Source organism: Pseudomonas frederiksbergensis (assembly GCF_000802155.2).
GTDB classification, from domain to species: domain Bacteria; phylum Pseudomonadota; class Gammaproteobacteria; order Pseudomonadales; family Pseudomonadaceae; genus Aquipseudomonas; species Aquipseudomonas frederiksbergensis_A.
This window is the reverse complement of record NZ_JQGJ02000032.1, coordinates 1-19,707: the sequence shown is the minus strand read 5'-3', so window position 1 is coordinate 19,707 and position 19,707 is coordinate 1. Positions and strand designations below refer to the sequence as shown.

Sequence of the window (19,707 nt, the reverse complement as noted above, 5' to 3'; positions counted from 1 at the left end):
CTCATGCGAAAGCTTACTTCCAGCTATGGATCGGCCAGCCAGCCAGCTCGGCATGGGCCCTCAACACCTGGTCCGGATTCACCACATGCGGGTAATCCACCCGCAGCAACAGCGGCAGGTCATTGCGCGAATCGGAATAGAAGCTCGCACCTTCGAGGTTTTCCTCTTCGGCATCCAGCCAATCCAGTAACCGGGTGATCTTGCCTTCGCGATACGTCAGGGTGCCCACGGTCTTGCCGCTGTATACCCCATGGGCGACGTCCAGCTCGATCGCCAGGATCTCATCGATGCCCAGGCGTTCGGCAATCGGCTTGACCAGATGCGTGCCCGAGGCCGAGATCACCAGAATCCGGTCGCCGGCCTTGCGGTGTTCGGCGATGGTCTTGGTGGCATCGCTGAAGATGATCGGCTCGATGAAATCTTCAACCCACGGTGCCACCAGGTGCTCGATCTCTTCGGGCGTGCGGCCGATCATCGGCTCCAGGCTGAAGTCCATGTACTCTTCCATGCGCAACTTGCCGTGGCTGTAGGCGTCCATCAGCTCGTTGTTGCGGCGCATGAACGACTCGGGATCTACCCAGCCCAGCCGTCCCATCTGTTCGCTCCAGAGGGTGGCGCAGTCGCCGTGGATCAGGGTTTCGTCCAGATCAAAAATTGCCAGGGCCATCAGCAGGTTTCCCTTCTTATAATCAACAAAGCCATCAGGCTACCTCACACAGCGCCGAAGGATCGATGGAAAGTGCCAGTCGTGCACCATCTGGATGCAGGTCGGCGGCCGAGCGATTGAGCACATCCACCACCAGTTCCACGCCGCGGGCCTCGACCCGGTAGCGGATCACGTTGCCCAGCAGGCTGTGGCTGCGGATCAGCGCATCGGGTTCGCCGCTGCGATTCAACTCAATCGCTTCCGGGCGAATGGCGATGCGACCGGTCACCGGCCGCTGCAGCAGTTTGCTCGCGCTGTCGGCGTCCAGCAGGTTGTAGTTGCCGATGAAGCCGGCGGCAAAGACATCGACGGGTGCAGTGTAAAGGGTCTCGGCATCGCCGCTCTGTACGATCTTTCCCTGGTTCATCAGGAAAATCCGGTCAGACATCGTCAGCGCTTCCTCCTGATCATGTGTGACGAAAATCGTAGTCAGGCCAAGTTCGCGCTGTATCTGTCGGATCTGTTCGCGCAAGTGCTTGCGAATCCGCGCATCCAGGGCCGACAGCGGTTCGTCCAGCAGCAACAGGCGCGGCCGCGTCACAAGGGAGCGGGCGAGGGCGACGCGCTGGCATTGGCCGCCGGACAGTTGATGGGGATAGCGGGCGGCAAAGTCATGCAGCTCCACCAGGCGCAGGATCTCCAACACACGCTGACGGCTGTCCGAGGCGTCGACCTTCTGCATGCGCAGGCCGAAGGCGACGTTCTGCTCCACGGTCATGTTGGGGAACAAGGCGTAGCTCTGGAAGACCATGCCGATCCCGCGTTTCTGCGGGCTCAGCGGGACGATGTCTTGCCCGTCCAGCAGGATCTTGCCGGCATCCACCGCCGTCAGGCCGGCAATGCAGCGCAACAGCGTGGACTTGCCGCAACCCGAGGGGCCGAGGAGGGTGACGAATTCGCCCTTGCCGATCTCGCAATTGATGTCGCTGAACACCGGCGTGCCGGCGTAGCTTTTCTGCAGGTGTTGGACGCTGACGTAGCTCATTGGCTTTTGTCCTTGTTCAAGATGTTGGCCGCCCAGGTCAGGACCAGTACGAAGAAGAAATAAGAGATCACCAGCGCACTGGTGAAATGGCCGCTGCTGTTGCGCATGTTGTTCAGGTACACCTGCAGCGTTTCATAGCGGGTGCCGACGAGGATGTTGGCGAACACGAACTCGCCAAACAGGAACGAGAAGGACAGCAGCAGCGCCACCATCAAGCCCTTGCGCAAGTTCGGCAGCACCACCAGCAGCGCGGCCTGGAAGGTGCTGGCGCCAAGCATTTGCGCGGCATCCATCAGGTCGCGCAGGTTAATGGCTTGCAGGTTGTTGGTGATCGCCCGGTACATGAATGGCAGGGCGACGGTGAAGTAGCAGCCGATCAGGATCCACGGCGTGCCGACCATCGCCAGCGGCCCGGAACCGTAGAGTTGCAACAGCCCCACCGACGACACCACCGGGGGCACCGCGAAGGGCAGCAGGATGAGGATATTCATCAGCGCATCGAGCCTGGGAAAGTGGTAATGCACCACAAACAGCAGCGGCAGGATCAGCACCACCGAGAGCACCAGCGCACCGACGCAGACCAGCAGCGATTGGCCGAATGCGTGGAGAAAACGTGGATCGCTCCACAACTGCACATACCATTTGAAGGTGAAGCCGCTGGGCAGCACAGTGGCCGACCAACTGCTGGCGATGGAGTAGACCAGTGTTCCGACCAGGGGCAGCAGCAGGATGGCGAACAGCAGGTACACCACCGCTCGATGATAGAGCCCGACGGAGCCCGATTCAGCGCGAGACATGGTAGCTCCTCTTGAGCAGCAGTTGATGGACGATGGTCACCAGGGTCATCAACGCCACCAGCACCACGGCGAGGGCGCTGGCCATGTTCGGATCCAGGGAAATGTCGCCGGAGACCATCGCCGCGATGCGAATCGGCAGCACGTTGAAGTTGCCTGTGGTCAGCGCGTAGACCGTGGCGTAGGCACCGAGGGCGTTGGCCAGCAGGATCACGAACGTGCCCAGCAGCGCCGGCGTCAGCACCGGCAAGCCTATGTGCCGCCAGAACTGCCAGCCGCTGGCGCCCAGCAGCGCGGCGGATTCGCGCCAGTCTTCACGCAGCGCGTCGAAGGCCGGATAAAGCAACAGCACGCCCAAGGGAATCTGGAAATAGGTGTAGAGAATGATCAACCCGGTTTTCGAGTAGAGGTTGAAATCCTCGATGATCCCCGCTTGCTTGAGCATGATCGTGATGCTGCCGTTGAACCCCAGCAGGATGATGAACGCGAAGGCCAGGGGCACGCCGGAGAAGTTGCTGGTCATGTTGGCGAACGCATTGACGAAGTTACGCAACCGCGAATCCACTCGACGCAGGGAATAACTGCCGAGCACGGCGATGATGATGCCGAATACGCTGGACCAGAAGCTGATCTCCAGGCTGTGCTGGATTGCCTGCCGGTAAAACTTCGAACTGAAGATCTTGCTGAAGTTGGCCAGGCCCCAGCCGAACTCCTCCGATTCCAGGCTGTTGACCAATACCCAGAGCAGCGGGGCGATCTGGAACACGATGAAGAAAATCGCGAAGGGCACCAGGCACAACGCTGCCAGCCATTTGCCGCGCGTCATGGCGTTCACTTGAGTAACTCCCGGCAATAAGGTTTGTCGTGGTCGACGCCGAGCAATTGGCAAATCGTGCCGCACAGTTCGGTCTGCCGAGGGGCAGCACTGGCGTCAAGGCTGAAGCCATCACCGAGGACAAACAGCGGAACCTCGCGTTCTTCGGCCAGCAAGCCGTTGTGGGAACGGTCGCTGTTCATGCCGTGGTCGGACGTCACCAGCACCTGGTAACCGGCGTCGAGCCAGGCTTGCAGGTAGACCGCCAGGTTGATATCGGCCGAGCGGGCGCTGTTGCGGTATTGCGGCGTATCGAGGCCGTGCTTGTGGCCGGCATCGTCAATGTTCATTGGATGCACCAGCAGGAAGTTCGGCAAGTAGCGCTGGCGCAGGTGTTCCGCGTCGGCGAGCAGATGGGAATCGGGGTAGTGGTCATTCCAGTAGAAATGGCCGTATTGGATCGGCAGGTCGGGGTTGTCGGTGTGACGATCACGACCGGCTACGAAGGGTGACGCGTTGTAGAGCTCACTGACCCAGTGGTAGGCCGCGGCCGCCGTACTGAGACCGCCTTCGATGGCGTAGTGGAAAATGCTGCGCTGGTTCGACAGGCGCGAGACGTTGTTGTGCACGATGCCGCTGTCGATGGGCACGACCCCGGTGAGGATGCATTCGTAGAGCGGGCGGGACAGGGCGGGCAGTTCACATTCCAGCTTGTAGAGCGCCGCGCGTCCTGCGCCGACATACGCCTGCAAATGTCCCATGGCATGCCGGGCGACCTCGTAGTTGAGGCCATCGAGCACCACCAGGATGACGTTGTGCTTCATGGGGACCGGGACTCCGGGCTGATACCAGAAAGCTCGGACTCTCCACAGGTGGGAGCGGGCTTGCTCGCGAAGATGGAATTTCAATCAACGGTGATGCTGACTGACACACCGCTTTGGCGAGCAAGCCCGCTCCCACAGAGGATCCTCAATGGATATCCGAGCGGGAGCTAGCGCTTCACTTCATCTCGACGATGACTTCTTCGTTCCACATTTGCGGCAGTGCCTTGGAAGTCTTCTCCCACGCGTCCGCATCCTTGATCGGAGTCACTTTTTTGTACTGCTCGTTCGGCAGCAGCTTGGCCTGTACCTCTTCCGGCAGCTTCAGGTGCTCTGCGCGGATTGGGCGGGCATTGCCCTTGGCCAGGTTGATCTGGCCAGCGTCGCTGAAAATGTATTCACGGGTCAGCTTGGCGGCGTTCGGGTGCTTGGCGTATTTGTTGATGATCGTGGTGTAGCCGGAAATCACCGAGCCGTCGGAGGGAATCAACACGACGTAGTCATCTGGATTGGCCATTTTGGCCTTGTAACTCAGACCGTTGAAGTCCCAGACCACGCCGACTTCGACTTCACCTTTTTCCATGGTCGCAATGGTCGGGTTGGCCATGGAGAGGCGTCCTTGCTTGGCGATGTCAGCGAACAACAACAAGGCTGGCTTGATGTTCTTCTCGTCGCCGCCGTTTGCCAGGGCCGCAGCCAGCACACCATTCGCAGCCTGGGCGGCGGTGCTCACGTCACCGATGGAGACTTTGTACTTGCCGGTCTTGAGGTCAGCCCATTTGGTTGGCACTTCGGAACCGTGCAGCAGCTTCTTGTTGACGATGAAGGCAATAGTGCCGGTGTAGGCCAGGGCCCAATTGCCATCCTTGTCCTTGGCCCAGTCCGGTACCTGGTCCCAAGTGCTTGGCTTGTAGGGCTGGACCACGCCCTGTTTCACCGCGATCGGGCCAAAGGCGGCACCGACGTCGCCGATGTCGGCGCTGGCATTGTCTTTCTCGGCGGCGAACTTGGCGATTTCCTGGGCGGAACTCATATCGGTGTCGATGTGCTTCAGGCCATAGAGCTTGGCCAGGTCGTCCCAAGTGCCCTTCCAGTTTGCCCAGTCATCAGGCATGCCGACGCTGTTGACGGCACCTTCCGCTTTCGCAGCGGCTTCCAATGTTTTCAGATCGGTATCAGCGGCCATGGCGGCGGTGCTCATGGCAATGGTCGAGCCTAACAGTGATGCCAGGAAAAGCTGTTTCATCCGAAGCTCCTATGGGCGTTTTCAACGCTGCGATTGCGGTTGTGTTGGTCTAGGTCAGCAATACCTGAGCCAATGTAGGCGTCTCCCATGACATTTTGATGTCGACGGGAAGTTCGCCAGCAATCGTCGGGCTCACGGAGAGTCGCTGTGGGATAAGCGTAGACCATGAGCAAACACCCGCTCCGCAAGGCCCTGGCCGTTTAATTGCAAGTGCATGTGTGACCGTTCGGCGGTTGTGTCATCTATCAGTCATGCGCAGTGCCTAGGCTTGCAGGCATGAGACGTGGATCGATGCGCCATCGAATCCTGCCCCGAAACAGTGCTGGTCTAGTCCAGATAGGTAACGTTGATGCGCGTTGAGACAACCAAAGCGGTGACAACCATCGGGCAGGTCCTGCAAGAACAACTTGACCACGGCTTGCTGGCGCCGGGTAGCAAGTTGCCGGCCGAACGCAAGTTGAGCGAGTTGTTCGGGACCACCCGGATCACCGTGCGTGAGGCTTTGTTGCAGCTCGAAGCCCAAGGGCAGATTTACCGGGAGGAGCGCCGGGGCTGGTTTGTCTCGCCGCCACGGCTGGCTTACAACCTGATGCAGCGTAGCCATTTCCACGCGATGGTCGCTGCCCAGGGCCGGGTGCCGTCTACCCAGGTGATCTCGGCCCGCCTGCAACCTGCTTCGGCGGCGGTCTGCGCCTGGTTGCAACTGCCGGCGTTGTCCAGCGTCATTCAGATCTGTCGAACCCGGCGCATCGATGAGCGACTGGTGCTGTACGTCGAACACTACCTGAATCCGGCGTATTTCCCGGGCATCCTTGAATTTGACCTTAACCAGTCGATGACCGAGCTGTATGCGCGTCATTACGACCTGCATTACGGTCGGGTGAAGTTCGAGATCGTGCCCACCTCGCTACAACCTGAAGCGGCAGCGGCATTGAAAGTATCGGTTGGCAGCCCCGGGCTTCGGATTGCACGGGTCAACTACGACCAGCATCAACGGCTGATCGATTGCGATCTTGAGTTCTGGCGGCACGATGCAATCCACGTCGGCGTGGACGTGCCGGAACAACCCGTCTGAGGCGTATTCAGTAGGACTCGTTGAGTTTCGCCAGGATCCGGAACAACACGGTGACCAGAATCAGCAACATGCCGATCCACATGGCAAACACCCCGACGTTCTTGTCGCGGAAGTTAAAGCCGATGGCGAGCAGGATCATGCCGGCAATGATGGGCACCAGCATGGCGTTGAACGAGGACATGGAGATCATGGCGACTGCCTTGTCGGGAAGGATAAGGTCAGTCTAGTTGGGGTTTGGCGGGGATGGGCTGACGTGTGTCACAGGCTGCTTCAGAATCTGGAGTGAACACTGTTGTGGCGAGGAAGCAAGCTCCCTCGCCACCAAGGCTCAGGGCAACTCGCGAGATGCGTAGAACGCGCTCAGCACTTTCACCAGGTGCGCCAGGTCATGGCTGCCGCACAGCTCACGGATCGAATGCATGGCGAAGGTCGGCAGGCCGATGTCCACCGTGCGCACGCCCAACTGGCTGGCGGTGATCGGGCCGATGGTGGAGCCGCAACCCATGTCGCTGCGCACCACGAAGCTCTGCACTGGCACTTCTTCGGCCATGCACAGGTGACGGAAGAATCCGGCGGTTTCGCTGTTGGTGGCGTAGCGTTGGTTGGTGTTGACCTTGATCACCGGGCCGGCGTTGAGCTTGGGGCCATGGTTGGCGTCGTGCTTGTCGGCATAGTTGGGGTGTACGCCGTGGGCATTGTCCGCGGAGACCAGCAGGGATTTCTGAATGGTGCGTACGAATTCTTCTCCTTCGGGCAGAAGACGCCGCAGGGTCTGTTCGAGCATCGGCCCGTCCGCGCCACACGCCGAGGCAGAGCCGACTTCTTCATGATCATTGCACACCAGCACGCAGGTTACGTCGGTCTCGGCGCTCAGCAAGGCTTGCAGTCCCGCGTAGCACGACAGCAGGTTATCCAGGCGCGCGCCCGCGATGAAGTCGCCGTGCAGGCCAATGACCGCCGCGCTTTGCGTGTCGTAGAAGCTCAACTCGTAATCGAGCACCACGTCGGCGTTCAGGCCGTGTTCACGAGCGAGTTGATCGGTGAGCACGGCGCGGAAGTCGACGCGTTCGTCGCCGGCGAACTGGGCGAGGATCGGTGGCAGCTCGTTTTGCGGATTGATCGCCCAGCCCTGGTTGGCTTCGCGGTTGAGATGGATGGCCAGGTTTGGAATCGTGGCGATCGGCGCCTTGAAGTCGATCAACTGGCTCTCGACCTTGCCGTCACGGCGGAAGGTCACACGGCCGGCCAACGACAGGTCGCGGTCGAACCACGGCGCCAGCAGGGCGCCGCCGTACACTTCGACGCCTAGCTGCCAGAACCCCTGGCGTTGCAGTTCCGGCTGCGGCTTGACCCGCAGGCAAGGGCTGTCGGTGTGGGCGCCGACCAGGCGGATGCCGTCGTGCAGTGGTGAGTTGCGGCCCAGTTTGAAAGCGATGATCGAGGAATCGTTGCGCGTGACGTAATAACGACCATTGGCCTCGGTGGCCCAGATTTCGCGCTCATCAAGACGCTGGTAACCCGCCGCCTCCAGGCGCTGGGCAAGACTGGCGGTGGCGTGGAACGGGGTAGGGGAGGCCTTGAGGAAATCGATCAGGCCTTGGTTCAACTCTGCGCGCATAAGTAGCTCCAGACAGCAATGGGCTGGAGTTTACCGTATTAGCAGCGTCGATGATCATCCCCGCCACGATATGGCTACTGCTTGCTAAAACGGCGCCGGACACTCGAAGCGCAGGCGCTCGCCGCTTTGCGGGTGGGTGAAGCTGAGCATGCTGGCGTGCAGGCACAGGCGTGGCCAGGCGGCGAGGGCTTGCGGGTGGGCATAGAGTCCATCGCCCAGCAGCGGATGGCCGATGGAAAGCATGTGCACGCGCAATTGGTGCGAGCGTCCGGTGATTGGCGTCAGTTCGACTCGGCACCAGTCGCCGCAACGTTCCAGTACGCGCCAGAACGTCAGGGCGTGTTTGCCCTGCTCATGGTCCACCACATGCCGAGGTTTGGTCGGTGGGTCGTAGCGCAGGGGCAAGTCGATACTGCCGCTGTCCAGTTCCGGTTGGCCCCAGCACAACGCTGTGTAGGCTTTTTCAGTTTCTCGATCATGAAACTGCCGGGATAACTCACGATGAGTGTCCGGATCGCGGGCCAGCAGGATGATGCCGGAAGTTTCCCAGTCGAGCCGGTGCACGATTCGCGCTTCCGGGTAGCCGTTTTCCTGCAGGCGGGTGATCAGGCAATCCTTGTTGTCGTCTGCCCGGCCTGGCACGGACAGCAGCAGGGTCGGTTTGTCGACCACGAGCACGGCGGCATCCTGATGGATGATGCGAATGTTGGACAGGGGCATTAAACAGTCTCGTACAAACGCCAACGGCGGCTCGGGCCCTGCTCAAATCCCGAGGGAAGAGAGGAGAGGGCCCGAGCCGCCGTGGCTCCCGCTGGATCGATCAGCGATCCGGCAGGGTGATATTGAGTTCCAGAATCGAGCAGCTGCCCTGGCTTTCCAGCGCCACATGCACGTCATCGTTGCCGATATTGACGTACTTGCGGATCACTTCCACCAGTTCCTTCTGCAAGGCTGGCAGGTAGTCAGGGGTGCTGCGTTGGCCGCGTTCGTGCGCCACGATGATCTGTAGACGCTCTTTCGCGACCGAGGCGGTACTTGGCTTTTTGTTGGCACGAAAGAAGTCAAAAAGGTTCATTACCTACCTCCAAACAGACGCTCGAAGAATCCCTTCTTCTCGACGTTCAGGAACCGGTGTTCCAGGTCTTTGCCCAGCAGGCGATCAACGGTATCGCTGTAGGCCTGGCCGGCGTCGCTCTGATCGTCGAGGATCACCGGCACGCCCTGGTTGGATGCCTTGAGCACCGCCTGGGATTCCGGGATTACGCCGAGGAGCCTGACGGCGAGAATTTCCTTGACGTCTTCGACGCCGAGCATCTCGCCCTTTTCCACGCGCTCTGGGTGGTAGCGGGTAATCAGCAAGTGTTCCTTGATCGGCTCTTCGCCCTTCTCGGCGCGACGAGACTTGCTTGCCAGAAGGCCCAGCATGCGATCCGAGTCACGTACCGACGAGACTTCCGGGTTGGTCACGACGATCGCTTCGTCAGCGAAGTACATGGCCAGGTGGGCACCTTTTTCGATACCGGCCGGGGAGTCGCAGACCACGAACTCGAAGTCTTCCTTGAGCTGCATCAGGACTTTTTCCACGCCTTCCTGGGTCAGCGCGTCCTTGTCGCGGGTCTGGCTGGCGGCCAGCACGTACAGGTTTTCGAGGCGTTTGTCCTTGATCAGGGCTTGTTGCAGGTTCGCTTCGCCATTGACCACATTGACGAAGTCATAGACCACGCGACGCTCGCAACCCATGATCAGGTCGAGGTTACGCAGGCCGACGTCGAAGTCGACGATGACTGTTTTGTGGCCGCGCAAGGCGAGGCCGGTACCGATAGCGGCGCTGGTGGTGGTCTTACCCACACCACCCTTGCCGGATGTAACCACGAGAATCTTGGCCAAGGTGTTTCACCCCTAAGGAAAAAGGACTGTGTCAGCCCCTGAAAAACATCTCTGGAAAACTGCTGCAACTGGACAGGCTTGGCTGGAATCGGATATGGGGGCGGGGTCTACCTCCGGTAAACACTGCCTGATCCTTTTTCCTACGTCGTTTAAGCTGTTTTCGCTAAGTTTTAGAGATGCTTGGAAAATGCGGCAGTATCCGTTAAAGCCGAATGATGTTCAACACGTCGCCCGACAGGCTGACCTGGACGCCGGCACCCCACAACGGGTCGCGACGCAAGTCCTCGGAGACCTTGTATTGCCCGGCGATGGAAACCAGTTCGGCGCTCAACTGCTGACAGAAGATCCTTGCCTTGGTGTCGCCCTTGACACCGGCCAGCGCACGGCCGCGCATCGGGCCGTATACATGGATGTTGCCATCGGCCAGAAGTTCCGCGCCCGGACTGACCGAGGACACGATGACCAGATCGCCACCCTGGGCATAAATCTGCTGTCCCCCGCGCACCGGCGAGGTGATGACTCGGGTGGGCTTGATGGTGGGCTCGGGCGATTTCTCCGGTTTTTTCGGTTCGGCCGGGCTCAGCTCCAACACCCGCTCACGGGCGCCGGACGGCGGCAGTACCGGAATATCCACGGCGATCGCGGCGGCAATGTCTTCGATACGGCTGGCGCGGATCGCCAGGGTGCGCAGGCCGTGTTGGCGGCAGACGCGCATCAGGCCTGGCAAGTCCACTGAACCTTCGCCGGCCGGCAGCTTGTCCAGCGCCAATACCAGCGGCGCGTTGCTGAAGAAATTCGGGGCCTGGGCGACTTTTGCCGCCAACTGCCGGTCAAGACCTTCCAGGTCGTTACGGGCCAGTTCCAGCACCGTGATGGCGAGCATGCTGCCCTTCAGCTGGAACACGGGATCTTGGTCTAGCGGTTCGGTTTGGCTCATGGTCGGCGTACAACGACTTGTCACTAAAAGTGCCGAGACTTATAACGAGATCGCCCGCGAGCCGCAAGCCGGGTCGAACAATGTAGAATGCGCGGCCGAGGTCTTTGTGGAAGCTGTAATGGATCGCCCGCGTTTTCGAGCTGCTTTTTTTCACCCGCGTTTCTGGCTGCTGTGGTGTGGCCTGGGATTGTTGTGGCTGATCGTTCAGTTGCCCTATCCGTTGCTGCTACGGATCGGTCGTGCGCTGGGCGCGCTGATGTACCGGGTCGCAGGCGACCGGCGGCGCATCGCCCGTCGCAACCTGGAGCTGTGTTTCCCCGAAAAGCCAGCCGCCGAACGCAAGCGTTTGCTCAAGGAAAACTTTGCGTCCACTGGCATCGCGTTTTTCGAAATGGCCATGAGCTGGTGGTGGTCGCGTTCGCGCCTGGCGAAGCTGGCCCACGTCGAAGGCCTGGAGCATCTCAAGCAAGCCCAGCGCGATGGCAAGGGTGTGATCCTGATGGCGCTGCATTTCACCACGCTGGAAATCGGCGCCGCATTGCTGGGCCAGCAACACACCATCGACGGCATGTACCGCGAGCACAAGAACCCGTTGTTCGACTACATCCAGCGCCGCGGCCGCGAACGGCATAACCTCGATTCCCTGGCCGTGGAGCGCGATGATGTGCGCGGCATGCTCAAGCTGCTGCGCGCCGGTCGAGCGATCTGGTACGCGCCGGACCAGGACTACGGCGCCAAGCAAAGCATATTTGTGCCATTGTTTGGCATCCAGGCGGCAACGGTCACCGCCACCACTAAATTCGCCCGCCTGGGCAAGGCGTTGGTCGTACCGTTCGTCCAGGAACGCCTGGCTGATGGCAGCGGCTATCGCCTGGTGATCCAGGCGCCGCTGGGGGATTTTCCGGGGGAGACCGAGGAAGCCGATTGCATTCGCATCAACCAATGGGTGGAAAAATCGGTCAGCCAGTGTCCCGAGCAGTACCTCTGGGCCCATCGGCGCTTCAAGACCCGTCCGCCGGGCGAGCCGAAGCTGTACGACAAACGCGGTTGAGTATGTAGCCTAATTGACTAAGCACGGAGCATTGCGATGACCCCAGCTGAACCGGTGACAGGTTTGATTCTTTCCGGCGGCGGGGCTCGAGCGGCATATCAAGTGGGCGTATTGGCGGCCATCGCCGAATTATTGCCGGATGGGGCGCGAAACCCGTTTCCGGTGATCGTCGGCACGTCGGCCGGCGCGATCAATGCGGTCAGCCTGGCGAGCGGGGCGACCGATTTCAAGACCGCCACCGAGCGTTTGACTGCATTTTGGCAGGCGGTGCGCAGCCATCAGGTGATGCGCAGCGACTGGCGCGGCGTGGTCGCTCAGGCGACGCGTTTCATCACGCACAGCCTATTGGGCCTGGGGGCCAAGTTGCCGGTAGCGCTGGTGGACAGTTCGCCGTTGCGCGACTTGCTCCAGGCCCAGTTCCACGCGTCGGGTATCGAACAGGCAATCGCCGAGCACCAGTTGCGGGCGGTGGCTGTGACGGCGTTCGGCTACGAGTCCGGACAGGCGGTGACGTTCTACCAAGGACGCGGCACCATTGGTGCCTGGTTGCGACATCGGCGCATCGGTGTGCCCACGCAGTTGTCGGTGGAGCATCTGCTGGCCAGTTCGGCGATCCCCTTGCTGTTCGCGCCGGTCAAGATCGGCCCCCAGTACTTTGGCGACGGCGCGGTGCGCCAATCGGCACCCATCAGTCCAGCGTTGCACTTGGGGGCCAATCGTGTGCTGGTCATCGGTGTCAGCGGCAACCCGCGCGGTGCGGGTGGGCAAACTCCCCAGGAGCGCAGCTACACCGGCCTGCAACCTACCTTGGCGCAGATCGGCGGCCACATGCTCAACAGCACGTTCATCGACAGCCTGGAAAGCGACATCGAGTTGTTGGAACGCCTCAACCAGTTCAGCCATCTGCTGCCCGACGGCGTTCCGGCCCACACCCTCGGCGCGGCACCGGTGGAGGTGCTGGTGATTTCGCCAAGCCAGCCGATCGATGAGATTGCCGCGCGTCATCGCCAGGAATTGCCCCGTGCATTGCGGCTGTTCTTGCGCGGGCCCGGGGCGACGAAGACCAGCGGGGCCGGGGTACTGAGCTATCTGCTGTTCGAGGCGGGATATTGTGGGGAATTGATCGAGCTGGGACGTCAGGATGCGCTGGCACAGCGTGAGGCGTTGAGCCGGTTCCTGGGGTTGGCTCACATTTGATGTGGGAGCGGGCTTGCCCGCTCCATGAAGCGGATCAGAAGTGATACTTCAACAAGAAACTGGTATTGCTCTGGTTGGTCTTGAAACTACCGCTGTCTTCGATCGCGTACTTGTTTTTCCAGTAATCGTATTCCACTCCGACATATAACTGCTTGGCGCCCAGCTTCAAGGCCTTGCCCAGGTCATATTTGATCTGCGGAACGATGTGCAGGTTGGCGTGGTAAGTGCCTTTTGAGTTCGTGTCGTTATCCACGACCCAGTCGATGAAACCGTCGAACAGGATATCGGATGAACCCACCGGCACGGTGTAGGCCCAGACCGGGGTGATCTGCCAGACGTTGTCGCCGGCGCGCGATCCTTCGGTCTGGCGGTTGTAGAAATTCAACTGGAAATAATCGAAACCGGGAATCGCCAGGTCGAAGCCCGGGCCGATCAGGTACGACTCGTTGTCGCCCTCCCCGAACTCATACGTCATTGCCAGCAGCACGTCCTTGATCGGCCCCATCTCAAGCTTCCGATCAAATATCTTGCCGAACGACAAGCGTGGGCTGAACTCGCCGTAATAGGTATTGGGACCGGACTGGCTGTCGTCCTGGCCGTTATAGAAGATCCGGTCGAGGAAGAAAAAATTGTCGCCGTATCTCCAGGCATCGGCATGCTCGAACGTCACGGTCTGCTGGATGCGTGGGTTGATCTGGAAGTCCTTGCCGTAGAGGTAGCTCAGGCTGTTGTTCTGCCATTGGAACAGGTCGCCCGCCACGGCCTGGCCCCCGGCCAACAAAGACCCCGCAACGATCAGGTTGGTGCACGTACGTTTCATTCGGTTTGCTCCCAAAGGTAAGTGGTATCGCGTTTCTTGTCGTCAGCGCTCTGGTGTGGCGCTTTTTCCACGGATAAACATCCGTTCGGTCAGCTTTTTGTTTGTGACAAGAGCTGAAAAACAGCGGCATCGGTCAGGATCCGATTGTTATTTGGAGGCGTCCGGATTCGAACGGCCGCGCAGGATACGGGCTTGCATGGAGAGGCTCAAGTGCGCTGCGACAGCGCATTGGCGGCGAATGTGGGGCATTGGGGTGGGACGCGTGCATGGGGTGCTTTCCTCTTGTTGTTATTGTCGAGGCGCAGGCGGCCGCTGACGGGCGACCGGTGGTGTGCCGGTCAGCCTGTCTGCGGTATTGCATGTAGGGCGAAATGAACTGAGGACTAGTTGGTCCGCGCGCCTTGGGTGATCCAGGCGCCAATCAGGTCGCGCTCTTGCTGGGTCATCTGGGTGATATTGCCCAGTGGCATGATCTGGGTGGTCACGGCCTGGGCCTGGATGCGCGCGGCTTCTTGCTGGATCTGCTGCGGCGTATCGAACATCACCCCGCCCGGCGCCGCGCTGAACAGCGGGCTGGTGGGCTTGGCCGAGTGGCAGACCGAGCAGCGTTCCTGAATGACACTATGGACTTTCTCGAACGACGGGCCCTGGGCATTGGAGGCCTGGGCAGGCGCGGCGGCCTGTGCCGGTGCTGCGGGCTTGGCGCCGCCACCCACCGCTGTCTCCGGCAACGGCTGATACTCGATCACGCCCGGCACCTTGGCGACTTCCGGCGCGGTGGGCATCGGCTTGGGACCGGTGACATAGGCCAGGCAGATCATCGCCAGCGCGCCGACCGGCAATGTCCAGGCAAACCGATTGCTGTCATGGCGCGTGTTGAAGTAGTGACGCACCAACACCGCCGCCACGGCAATACCCGCCAGGATCAGCCAGTTGTATTGGCTGCCGTAGGTGCTCGGGAAATGGTTGCTGATCATGATGAACAGCACCGGCAGGGTGAAGTAGTTGTTGTGGCGCGAGCGCAACAGGCCTTTGGCGGGCAGTGCCGGGTCGGGGGTGCGGTTCTCGGCGATGGCCGCCACCAGGGCGCGTTGTGCCGGCATGATGATGCGGAACACGTTGCCGACCATGATCGTGCCGATGACCGCTCCGACATGCAGGTAGGCGCCGCGACCGCTGAACACCTTGCTGAAGCCGTAGGCCGCGGCAATCAACAGCACGAACAGGATCAGGCCGAGCAGGGCGGGACGCTTGCCCAAGGCCGAGTCGCAGAGAAAGGAATAAACGAACCAGCCGACCAGCAACGAACCGATGCCCAGGGCCACGCCTTCAGCGCCGCTCAGGCTGCTGCCCGGGGCCAGCAGGTAGACGGTCGGGTTCCAATAGAAGACCACGCACAACAGCGCGACACCCGACATCCAGGTGAAGTAGGCTTCCCACTTGAACCAGTGCAGGTTGTCCGGCATGGCCGGTGGTGCGAGTTTGTATTTTTCCAAGTGGTAGATACCGCCACCGTGGATGGCCCACAAGTCGCCGGCCAGGCCGCTCCTGGGGTTGACGCGATTGAGGTTGTTTTCCAGCCAGACGAAGTAGAACGACGCGCCGATCCAAGCCACGCCAGTGATCATATGAACCCAGCGAATGCTCAGGTTCAGCCATTCCAGCAAATGTGCTTCCACAGTCTTTACCTCTCGCCCGTCACCCTTGTCTTCGGGTGATCGGACCTTCTCTTATTGGTGGGGGGCGAGGATTAAACATTCATCCTCTTTGAAGAAATGCTCATCGCAGTTATTGCCTGTGCCACTGCGATCAACCACCAGGAAGTCATCCCGCTTTTCGATCGTCAGCACCGGGTGGTGCCAGACGCCGCGATGGTAATTGATGCCCTGCCTGCCGTTGGTGACGAAGGCGCGGACCAAGCCTGATACAGGTGCATCGCCAAGTGGCGCGACCACGATCAGAAAGGGGTTGCCGAGCAGCGGAATAAAAGCCTGGCTGCCCAGCGGATGGCGCTCCAGCATGCGTACGGTCAGCGGCATGTCCAGCGCGTCGGCGCGGAAGATGCTGATGATCGCCTTGTCGTCCGGCGTGGCGGTTTCAACCGTCGCCAGGCGATGGAAGCGCATGGTCGAACCGTTGTTGATCATGAAGTGATCGCTGCCGTCGGTTTCGATCACGTCACCGAACGGGGCGAAGGCTTCTTTGGTCAATGGTTCGATCTTGAGGGTGCGCATGCGGGTTCTCTTATCCAAAATTCTGTGTTGTTAATTCAGCTTTTGTGGCGAGGGAGCTTCCTCCCGTTGGACCGGTCCGACGCCTCGGGCGCAGCAGTCCCATTTTAAGAAACGGGGTCGCTTCGCAACCCAGCGGGAGCAAGCTTGCTCGCCACAAGTGCGTCGTTTATTTAGCGACCTTGCCCAATATCCTCAGGCGACTCACGCCACCGTCCGGGAACACGTTCAGGCGGATATGGGTGATCGGTCCCAGTTCCTTGATCTGCTCGGCGAAGGTGTGTTCAGCATGCATCTCCAGTTTCTGGCTCGGCAGCAGCTCACGCCAGAACAGCGACTGGGTTTCGATCTGGCTGTCGGTGCCGCCCTTGACGAATGCGCCCTGGATCGAGCAGCTGTCCGGGTAGTTGCCCTTGAAGTGCAGGGTGTCGACGACGACTTTCTCAACGATACCGGCATGGCCCAGGGCGACGATCACCCAGTCATTGCCCGGGGTGCGACGACGGGCGGTTTCCCAGCCGTCGCCCATGTTCACGCCCCGGCCCGGGTTGAGGATGTTGCTCATGCGGCCGAAGTGTTCGTCGGAGCAGGCCAGGGCGCGGCCACCATTAAGAGCGGCAGCCAGGTCGACCTGTTCATTGTCGCCCACAGCCGACCAATCGCGGTACGGTACGCCATAGACCCGCAGGCGAGCCACGCCGCCATCAGGGTAGATGTTGAAGCGCAGGTGGCTGAAAGCCTGGTCATTGCTGATTTCGTGGTAGTGGTGGCTGTTGCCTTGCAGCTCGACGGCCGACAGCACTTCGGTCCATTGGGTGTTGTCGTCCGGCTCGCCTTCCGCCAGGAAACAGGCTTCAAGGGAGGCCGACGGCGGGTAGTTGCCGGTGAAGAATGAAGTGTCGATGTCCACGCCCTTGATCGAGCCTGGCACGCCCAGGCGGATCACCGCGCTGTCGTAGCCTTCGAAGCGCTTGCGGCGCGACTCCCAGCCGTCCATCCACTTGCCGTTGTCGTCGAACACGCCCTCCTTCCACACGGCCGGGGTCGGCTGGAACAGGCGGTTGGCGTCGGCGAACCAGTCATCGGTGACCGAGATGATCTTGGTGCCCAGGCGGGCGTCGGCCAGGTTGACGAACTTTTCGAACGGTACGGCGTAAGCTTTCATTCTTCTTGTCTGCCTTTGATAAGTTGGCTGGGGATGCTTGCAGGACCTGGTGTCAGATGCCGCTCGCTAAAGGGTCAGTAATCGGAACAACGCGATCTTGTTGATCTCCGCCAGCGCGCACTTGAACTCGGCGTCTGCCGAGTGATGGATGCGCGTTTCGAACGCCGCGAGGATCTGATGCCGGTTGCTGCCTTTTACCGCCATGATGAAGGGAAACTTGAACTTGGCCTTGTAGGCGTCGTTCAGCTCGGTGAAGCGCTGGAACTCTTCGGCCGTGCATTGGTGAATACCGGCGCCGGCCTGTTCGTTCGTGCTGGCTTCGGTCAGTTGGCCCTGGACGGCAGCTTTACCGGCCAGGTCCGGGTGAGCGTTGATCAGCGCCAGTTGGCTGGCGTGATCGGCGCTCAACAGGATGTCGCTCATGCGCTGGTGCAGGGTCTCGATTTCGTCGATCGAGGGGTCCTGGCCCAGGTCGAAGGCCTTCTCGGCCACCCATGGCGAATGTTCGTAGATGTCGGCGAAGGCTTTGACGAACGCTTCGCGGCTCAAGGTGGAAGGCTTGAGTGTCTGGAAAGCGGTCATTTGGACGCCCCCTGATACGGATGGGTTCGCTGCCAGTGGCGAGCGATGTCGACGCGGCGGCTGAACCACACCTGCTCATGGCCCTTGGCGTATTCGAGGAAACGCTTGAGAGAGGCCAGGCGCGCAGGACGGCCGATCAGGCGGCAGTGCAGGCCGATGGAAAGCATCTTGGGTGCTTCGGCGCCTTCGGCGTACAACACGTCGAAAGCGTCCTTGAGGTACTGGAAGAAATCGTCGCCCTTGTTGAAACCCTGCACCTGGGTGAAGCGCATGTCGTTGGTGTCGAGGGTGTAGGGAATCACCAGGTGCGGCTTGCCGGTAGGGTTGTTCGGCTCCCAGTAGGGCAGGTCATCGTCGTAGGTGTCGCTGTCGTAGAGGAAACCGCCTTCTTCCATCACCAGCCGGCGGGTGTTGGGACCGGTTCGGCCGGTGTACCAGCCCAGCGGCCGCTCGCCGGTGATTTCGGTGAGGATGCGGATCGCTTCGAGCATGTGCTCGCGTTCCTGGGCTTCATCCATGTATTGGTAATCGATCCAGCGATAGCCGTGGCTGCAGATTTCGTGACCGGCGGCGACCATGGCTCGAATCACGTCCGGATGGCGCTGGGCGGCCATGGCAACGGCAAAAATCGTCAGGGGAATGTCGAATTCCTTGAACAGCTTGAGGATCCGCCAGACGCCGGCACGGCTGCCATACTCGTACAGCGATTCCATGCTCATGTTGCGCTCGCCCTGCAGCGGTTGCGCCGCGACCATTTCCGAAAGGAACGCTTCGGATTCCTTGTCGCCATGGAGGACGTTGCGCTCGCCGCCTTCTTCGTAATTGAGCACGAAGGACAGGGCGATGCGGGCATTGCCCGGCCATTGGGGATGGGGAGGGTTACTGCCGTAACCGATCAGGTCGCGTGGGTAGTCAGCGCTCACTGCAGTTTTCCTTCTTGTTCGAACCATGTAGGTGGCGCCCTGGTGATGAATCTCCGGCTGGCGTCACGACGATGGGTTGATTGTATACAACTTTATTTGCGACTTGTAAGCCTGTTTTTTGCATTTTTTGCCACGAGGTTGCGTTGTCTACGCTGCAAGAAATCTGCCTGACTGGTCAGTTATTGCCGCATAAGCTAGCGTAGGCGCTGGGTCAGGCGAAAAACGGGCGCCAATCCTTGTAGCCGGAGACACAAGGCAGTTGCGAAAAATTTATTGTGTACAATCTGTGATTAAAGTGTCTTAATTCGTCATCACCGTATCGTTGTGTGCTCCGCAACGGTGCGGCCTGTCTTTCAACTGATTCAGGAGGCGTCGGGCCGGACTGCACAGCAGCGAGGCGCGCACAATCAATGGGACGTTTGACTACTCACGTTTTGGATGCCGCACACGGCTGCCCTGGGAGCTCGATCAGAATCGAGCTGTACCGTGTCGATGGTTCGCAGTTGCAGTTGGTCGCCAGTGCAACGACCAACAGCGACGGTCGTTGCGACGCGCCGCTGTTGCAGGGGGACGATTACCGCAGCGGGGTCTACCAGATCCAATTCCACGCCGGGGACTATTACCGCGCCCGTGGCGTTCAACTGGCCGAGCCGGCCTTTCTCGATGTGGTGGTGCTGCGCTTCGGTATTTCGCAAGAGCAGGATCATTACCACGTACCGTTACTGATATCGCCTTACGCGTATTCAACGTATCGAGGCAGTTGATCCCCCAAGCAACTGCCTTGTCCTGGAAGCGACTGCGCATAAGCTTCTTTGGTTTTCAGCCCGCTCACACTGCGGGCTTTTTTTATGGGCG

Annotated in this window: 22 protein-coding genes; 4 read left to right on the top strand and 18 right to left on the bottom strand. The window is 60.4% G+C overall.

The genetic code is table 11. The features are described 5' to 3' along the window. Window positions 1–13: 13 nt before the first annotated feature. From JZ00_RS28475 to JZ00_RS28450, 6 genes are all read right to left on the bottom strand, one after another. Window positions 14–667 carry an HAD family hydrolase gene (locus tag JZ00_RS28475; RefSeq protein WP_039594529.1) on the bottom strand — a complete coding sequence of 218 codons (654 nt, stop codon included), beginning with the start codon at window positions 665–667 and terminating at the stop codon, window positions 14–16. Between the two features lie 34 nt (window positions 668–701). Beyond that, window positions 702–1,691 carry an ABC transporter ATP-binding protein gene (locus JZ00_RS28470; RefSeq protein ID WP_039594528.1) on the bottom strand — a complete coding sequence of 330 codons (990 nt, stop codon included), beginning with the start codon at window positions 1,689–1,691 and terminating at the stop codon, window positions 702–704. Continuing rightward, a complete protein-coding gene (locus tag JZ00_RS28465; RefSeq protein WP_039594527.1) occupies window positions 1,688–2,488 on the bottom strand; it encodes an ABC transporter permease in 801 nt (266 codons plus the stop codon). The genes JZ00_RS28470 and JZ00_RS28465 overlap by 4 nt, the downstream gene beginning before the upstream one ends. Further along, complete coding sequence (locus JZ00_RS28460) at window positions 2,475–3,311, bottom strand: ABC transporter permease (protein WP_162488986.1); 837 nt, start codon at window positions 3,309–3,311, stop codon at window positions 2,475–2,477. The genes JZ00_RS28465 and JZ00_RS28460 overlap by 14 nt, the downstream gene beginning before the upstream one ends. A gap of 5 nt (window positions 3,312–3,316) precedes the next feature. Next, on the bottom strand, window positions 3,317–4,123 hold the full coding sequence (locus tag JZ00_RS28455) for an alkaline phosphatase family protein (protein WP_039594525.1): 807 nt from the start codon (window positions 4,121–4,123) through the stop codon (window positions 3,317–3,319). A 175-nt stretch (window positions 4,124–4,298) separates the two neighbouring features. Further along, window positions 4,299–5,366, bottom strand: a complete 1,068-nt coding sequence (locus JZ00_RS28450; protein WP_039594524.1) for an ABC transporter substrate-binding protein — start codon at window positions 5,364–5,366, stop codon at window positions 4,299–4,301. Window positions 5,367–5,715: 349 nt separating this feature from the next. On the opposite strand from JZ00_RS28450, the gene JZ00_RS28445 reads away from it, so the two are divergent. Then, window positions 5,716–6,441 (top strand): UTRA domain-containing protein, encoded by a 726-nt coding sequence (locus JZ00_RS28445; RefSeq protein ID WP_039594523.1) that lies wholly within the window; start codon window positions 5,716–5,718, stop codon window positions 6,439–6,441. Window positions 6,442–6,448: 7 nt separating this feature from the next. On the opposite strand, the gene JZ00_RS28440 is transcribed toward JZ00_RS28445, so the two are convergent. The 6 genes from JZ00_RS28440 to minC all read right to left on the bottom strand — a co-directional run bounded on the left by JZ00_RS28440 (window position 6,449) and on the right by minC (window position 10,883). Then, window positions 6,449–6,631: a hypothetical protein gene (locus JZ00_RS28440; protein WP_039594522.1), complete on the bottom strand. Its 183-nt coding sequence runs from the start codon at window positions 6,629–6,631 to the stop codon at window positions 6,449–6,451. 138 nt (window positions 6,632–6,769) lie between these two features. After that, a complete protein-coding gene (locus tag JZ00_RS28435) occupies window positions 6,770–8,059 on the bottom strand; it encodes a M18 family aminopeptidase (RefSeq protein WP_039594521.1) in 1,290 nt (429 codons plus the stop codon). Between the two features lie 84 nt (window positions 8,060–8,143). After that, window positions 8,144–8,779 carry an RluA family pseudouridine synthase gene (locus JZ00_RS28430; RefSeq protein ID WP_018612476.1) on the bottom strand — a complete coding sequence of 212 codons (636 nt, stop codon included), beginning with the start codon at window positions 8,777–8,779 and terminating at the stop codon, window positions 8,144–8,146. Window positions 8,780–8,879: 100 nt separating this feature from the next. Beyond that, complete coding sequence (minE, locus tag JZ00_RS28425) at window positions 8,880–9,134, bottom strand: cell division topological specificity factor MinE (RefSeq protein WP_039594520.1); 255 nt, start codon at window positions 9,132–9,134, stop codon at window positions 8,880–8,882. Beyond that, a complete protein-coding gene (gene minD / locus JZ00_RS28420; protein WP_039594519.1) occupies window positions 9,134–9,946 on the bottom strand; it encodes a septum site-determining protein MinD in 813 nt (270 codons plus the stop codon). The genes minE and minD overlap by 1 nt, the downstream gene beginning before the upstream one ends. A gap of 202 nt (window positions 9,947–10,148) precedes the next feature. Beyond that, a complete protein-coding gene (gene minC, locus JZ00_RS28415; protein WP_039594518.1) occupies window positions 10,149–10,883 on the bottom strand; it encodes a septum site-determining protein MinC in 735 nt (244 codons plus the stop codon). Between the two features lie 118 nt (window positions 10,884–11,001). On the opposite strand from minC, the gene JZ00_RS28410 reads away from it, so the two are divergent. Both JZ00_RS28410 and JZ00_RS28405 read left to right on the top strand, forming a co-directional pair. Next, the gene (locus JZ00_RS28410; RefSeq protein WP_039594538.1) at window positions 11,002–11,934 is read left to right on the top strand and encodes a lipid A biosynthesis lauroyl acyltransferase; all 933 of its coding nucleotides are present in this window, start codon (window positions 11,002–11,004) and stop codon (window positions 11,932–11,934) included. 36 nt (window positions 11,935–11,970) lie between these two features. Continuing rightward, entirely contained in the window at window positions 11,971–13,131 is a 1,161-nt protein-coding gene (locus tag JZ00_RS28405; RefSeq protein WP_039594517.1) for a patatin-like phospholipase family protein, read from the top strand. A 34-nt stretch (window positions 13,132–13,165) separates the two neighbouring features. Here JZ00_RS28405 and JZ00_RS28400 read toward each other — a convergent pair whose 3' ends face one another. From JZ00_RS28400 to puuE, 6 genes are all read right to left on the bottom strand, one after another. Next, window positions 13,166–13,951, bottom strand: a complete 786-nt coding sequence (locus JZ00_RS28400) for an outer membrane protein OmpK (protein ID WP_039594516.1) — start codon at window positions 13,949–13,951, stop codon at window positions 13,166–13,168. A gap of 383 nt (window positions 13,952–14,334) precedes the next feature. Further along, a complete protein-coding gene (locus JZ00_RS28395; RefSeq protein ID WP_039594515.1) occupies window positions 14,335–15,630 on the bottom strand; it encodes a urate hydroxylase PuuD in 1,296 nt (431 codons plus the stop codon). Between the two features lie 51 nt (window positions 15,631–15,681). Further along, the gene (locus JZ00_RS28390; protein ID WP_039594514.1) at window positions 15,682–16,185 is read right to left on the bottom strand and encodes an ureidoglycolate lyase; all 504 of its coding nucleotides are present in this window, start codon (window positions 16,183–16,185) and stop codon (window positions 15,682–15,684) included. Between the two features lie 166 nt (window positions 16,186–16,351). Then, the gene (gene alc / locus JZ00_RS28385; protein ID WP_039594513.1) at window positions 16,352–17,347 is read right to left on the bottom strand and encodes an allantoicase; all 996 of its coding nucleotides are present in this window, start codon (window positions 17,345–17,347) and stop codon (window positions 16,352–16,354) included. Between the two features lie 66 nt (window positions 17,348–17,413). Beyond that, on the bottom strand, window positions 17,414–17,929 hold the full coding sequence (uraD, locus tag JZ00_RS28380; protein ID WP_039594512.1) for a 2-oxo-4-hydroxy-4-carboxy-5-ureidoimidazoline decarboxylase: 516 nt from the start codon (window positions 17,927–17,929) through the stop codon (window positions 17,414–17,416). Then, on the bottom strand, window positions 17,926–18,852 hold the full coding sequence (gene puuE, locus JZ00_RS28375) for an allantoinase PuuE (protein WP_039594511.1): 927 nt from the start codon (window positions 18,850–18,852) through the stop codon (window positions 17,926–17,928). The genes uraD and puuE overlap by 4 nt, the downstream gene beginning before the upstream one ends. 410 nt (window positions 18,853–19,262) lie before the next feature. On the opposite strand from puuE, the gene uraH reads away from it, so the two are divergent. Further along, the gene (uraH, locus tag JZ00_RS28370) at window positions 19,263–19,616 is read left to right on the top strand and encodes a hydroxyisourate hydrolase (RefSeq protein ID WP_039594510.1); all 354 of its coding nucleotides are present in this window, start codon (window positions 19,263–19,265) and stop codon (window positions 19,614–19,616) included. The last annotated feature ends 91 nt before the right edge of the window (window positions 19,617–19,707 follow it).

Bases quoted from the DNA above. Each gene is read 5' to 3' on its own strand.
- JZ00_RS28475 (WP_039594529.1), bottom strand. From the start codon at position 667: ATGGCCCTGGCAATTTTTGATCTGGACGAAACCCTGATCCACGGCGAC.
- JZ00_RS28470 (WP_039594528.1), bottom strand. From the start codon at position 1,691: ATGAGCTACGTCAGCGTCCAACACCTGCAGAAAAGCTACGCCGGCACG.
- JZ00_RS28465 (WP_039594527.1), bottom strand. From the start codon at position 2,488: ATGTCTCGCGCTGAATCGGGCTCCGTCGGGCTCTATCATCGAGCGGTG.
- JZ00_RS28460 (WP_162488986.1), bottom strand. From the start codon at position 3,311: ATGACGCGCGGCAAATGGCTGGCAGCGTTGTGCCTGGTGCCCTTCGCG.
- JZ00_RS28455 (WP_039594525.1), bottom strand. From the start codon at position 4,123: ATGAAGCACAACGTCATCCTGGTGGTGCTCGATGGCCTCAACTACGAG.
- JZ00_RS28450 (WP_039594524.1), bottom strand. From the start codon at position 5,366: ATGAAACAGCTTTTCCTGGCATCACTGTTAGGCTCGACCATTGCCATG.
- JZ00_RS28445 (WP_039594523.1), top strand. From the start codon at position 5,716: ATGCGCGTTGAGACAACCAAAGCGGTGACAACCATCGGGCAGGTCCTG.
- JZ00_RS28440 (WP_039594522.1), bottom strand. From the start codon at position 6,631: ATGATCTCCATGTCCTCGTTCAACGCCATGCTGGTGCCCATCATTGCC.
- JZ00_RS28435 (WP_039594521.1), bottom strand. From the start codon at position 8,059: ATGCGCGCAGAGTTGAACCAAGGCCTGATCGATTTCCTCAAGGCCTCC.
- JZ00_RS28430 (WP_018612476.1), bottom strand. From the start codon at position 8,779: ATGCCCCTGTCCAACATTCGCATCATCCATCAGGATGCCGCCGTGCTC.
- minE (WP_039594520.1), bottom strand. From the start codon at position 9,134: ATGAACCTTTTTGACTTCTTTCGTGCCAACAAAAAGCCAAGTACCGCC.
- minC (WP_039594518.1), bottom strand. From the start codon at position 10,883: ATGAGCCAAACCGAACCGCTAGACCAAGATCCCGTGTTCCAGCTGAAG.
- JZ00_RS28410 (WP_039594538.1), top strand. From the start codon at position 11,002: ATGGATCGCCCGCGTTTTCGAGCTGCTTTTTTTCACCCGCGTTTCTGG.
- JZ00_RS28405 (WP_039594517.1), top strand. From the start codon at position 11,971: ATGACCCCAGCTGAACCGGTGACAGGTTTGATTCTTTCCGGCGGCGGG.
- JZ00_RS28400 (WP_039594516.1), bottom strand. From the start codon at position 13,951: ATGAAACGTACGTGCACCAACCTGATCGTTGCGGGGTCTTTGTTGGCC.
- JZ00_RS28390 (WP_039594514.1), bottom strand. From the start codon at position 16,185: ATGCGCACCCTCAAGATCGAACCATTGACCAAAGAAGCCTTCGCCCCG.
- alc (WP_039594513.1), bottom strand. From the start codon at position 17,347: ATGAAAGCTTACGCCGTACCGTTCGAAAAGTTCGTCAACCTGGCCGAC.
- uraD (WP_039594512.1), bottom strand. From the start codon at position 17,929: ATGACCGCTTTCCAGACACTCAAGCCTTCCACCTTGAGCCGCGAAGCG.
- uraH (WP_039594510.1), top strand. From the start codon at position 19,263: ATGGGACGTTTGACTACTCACGTTTTGGATGCCGCACACGGCTGCCCT.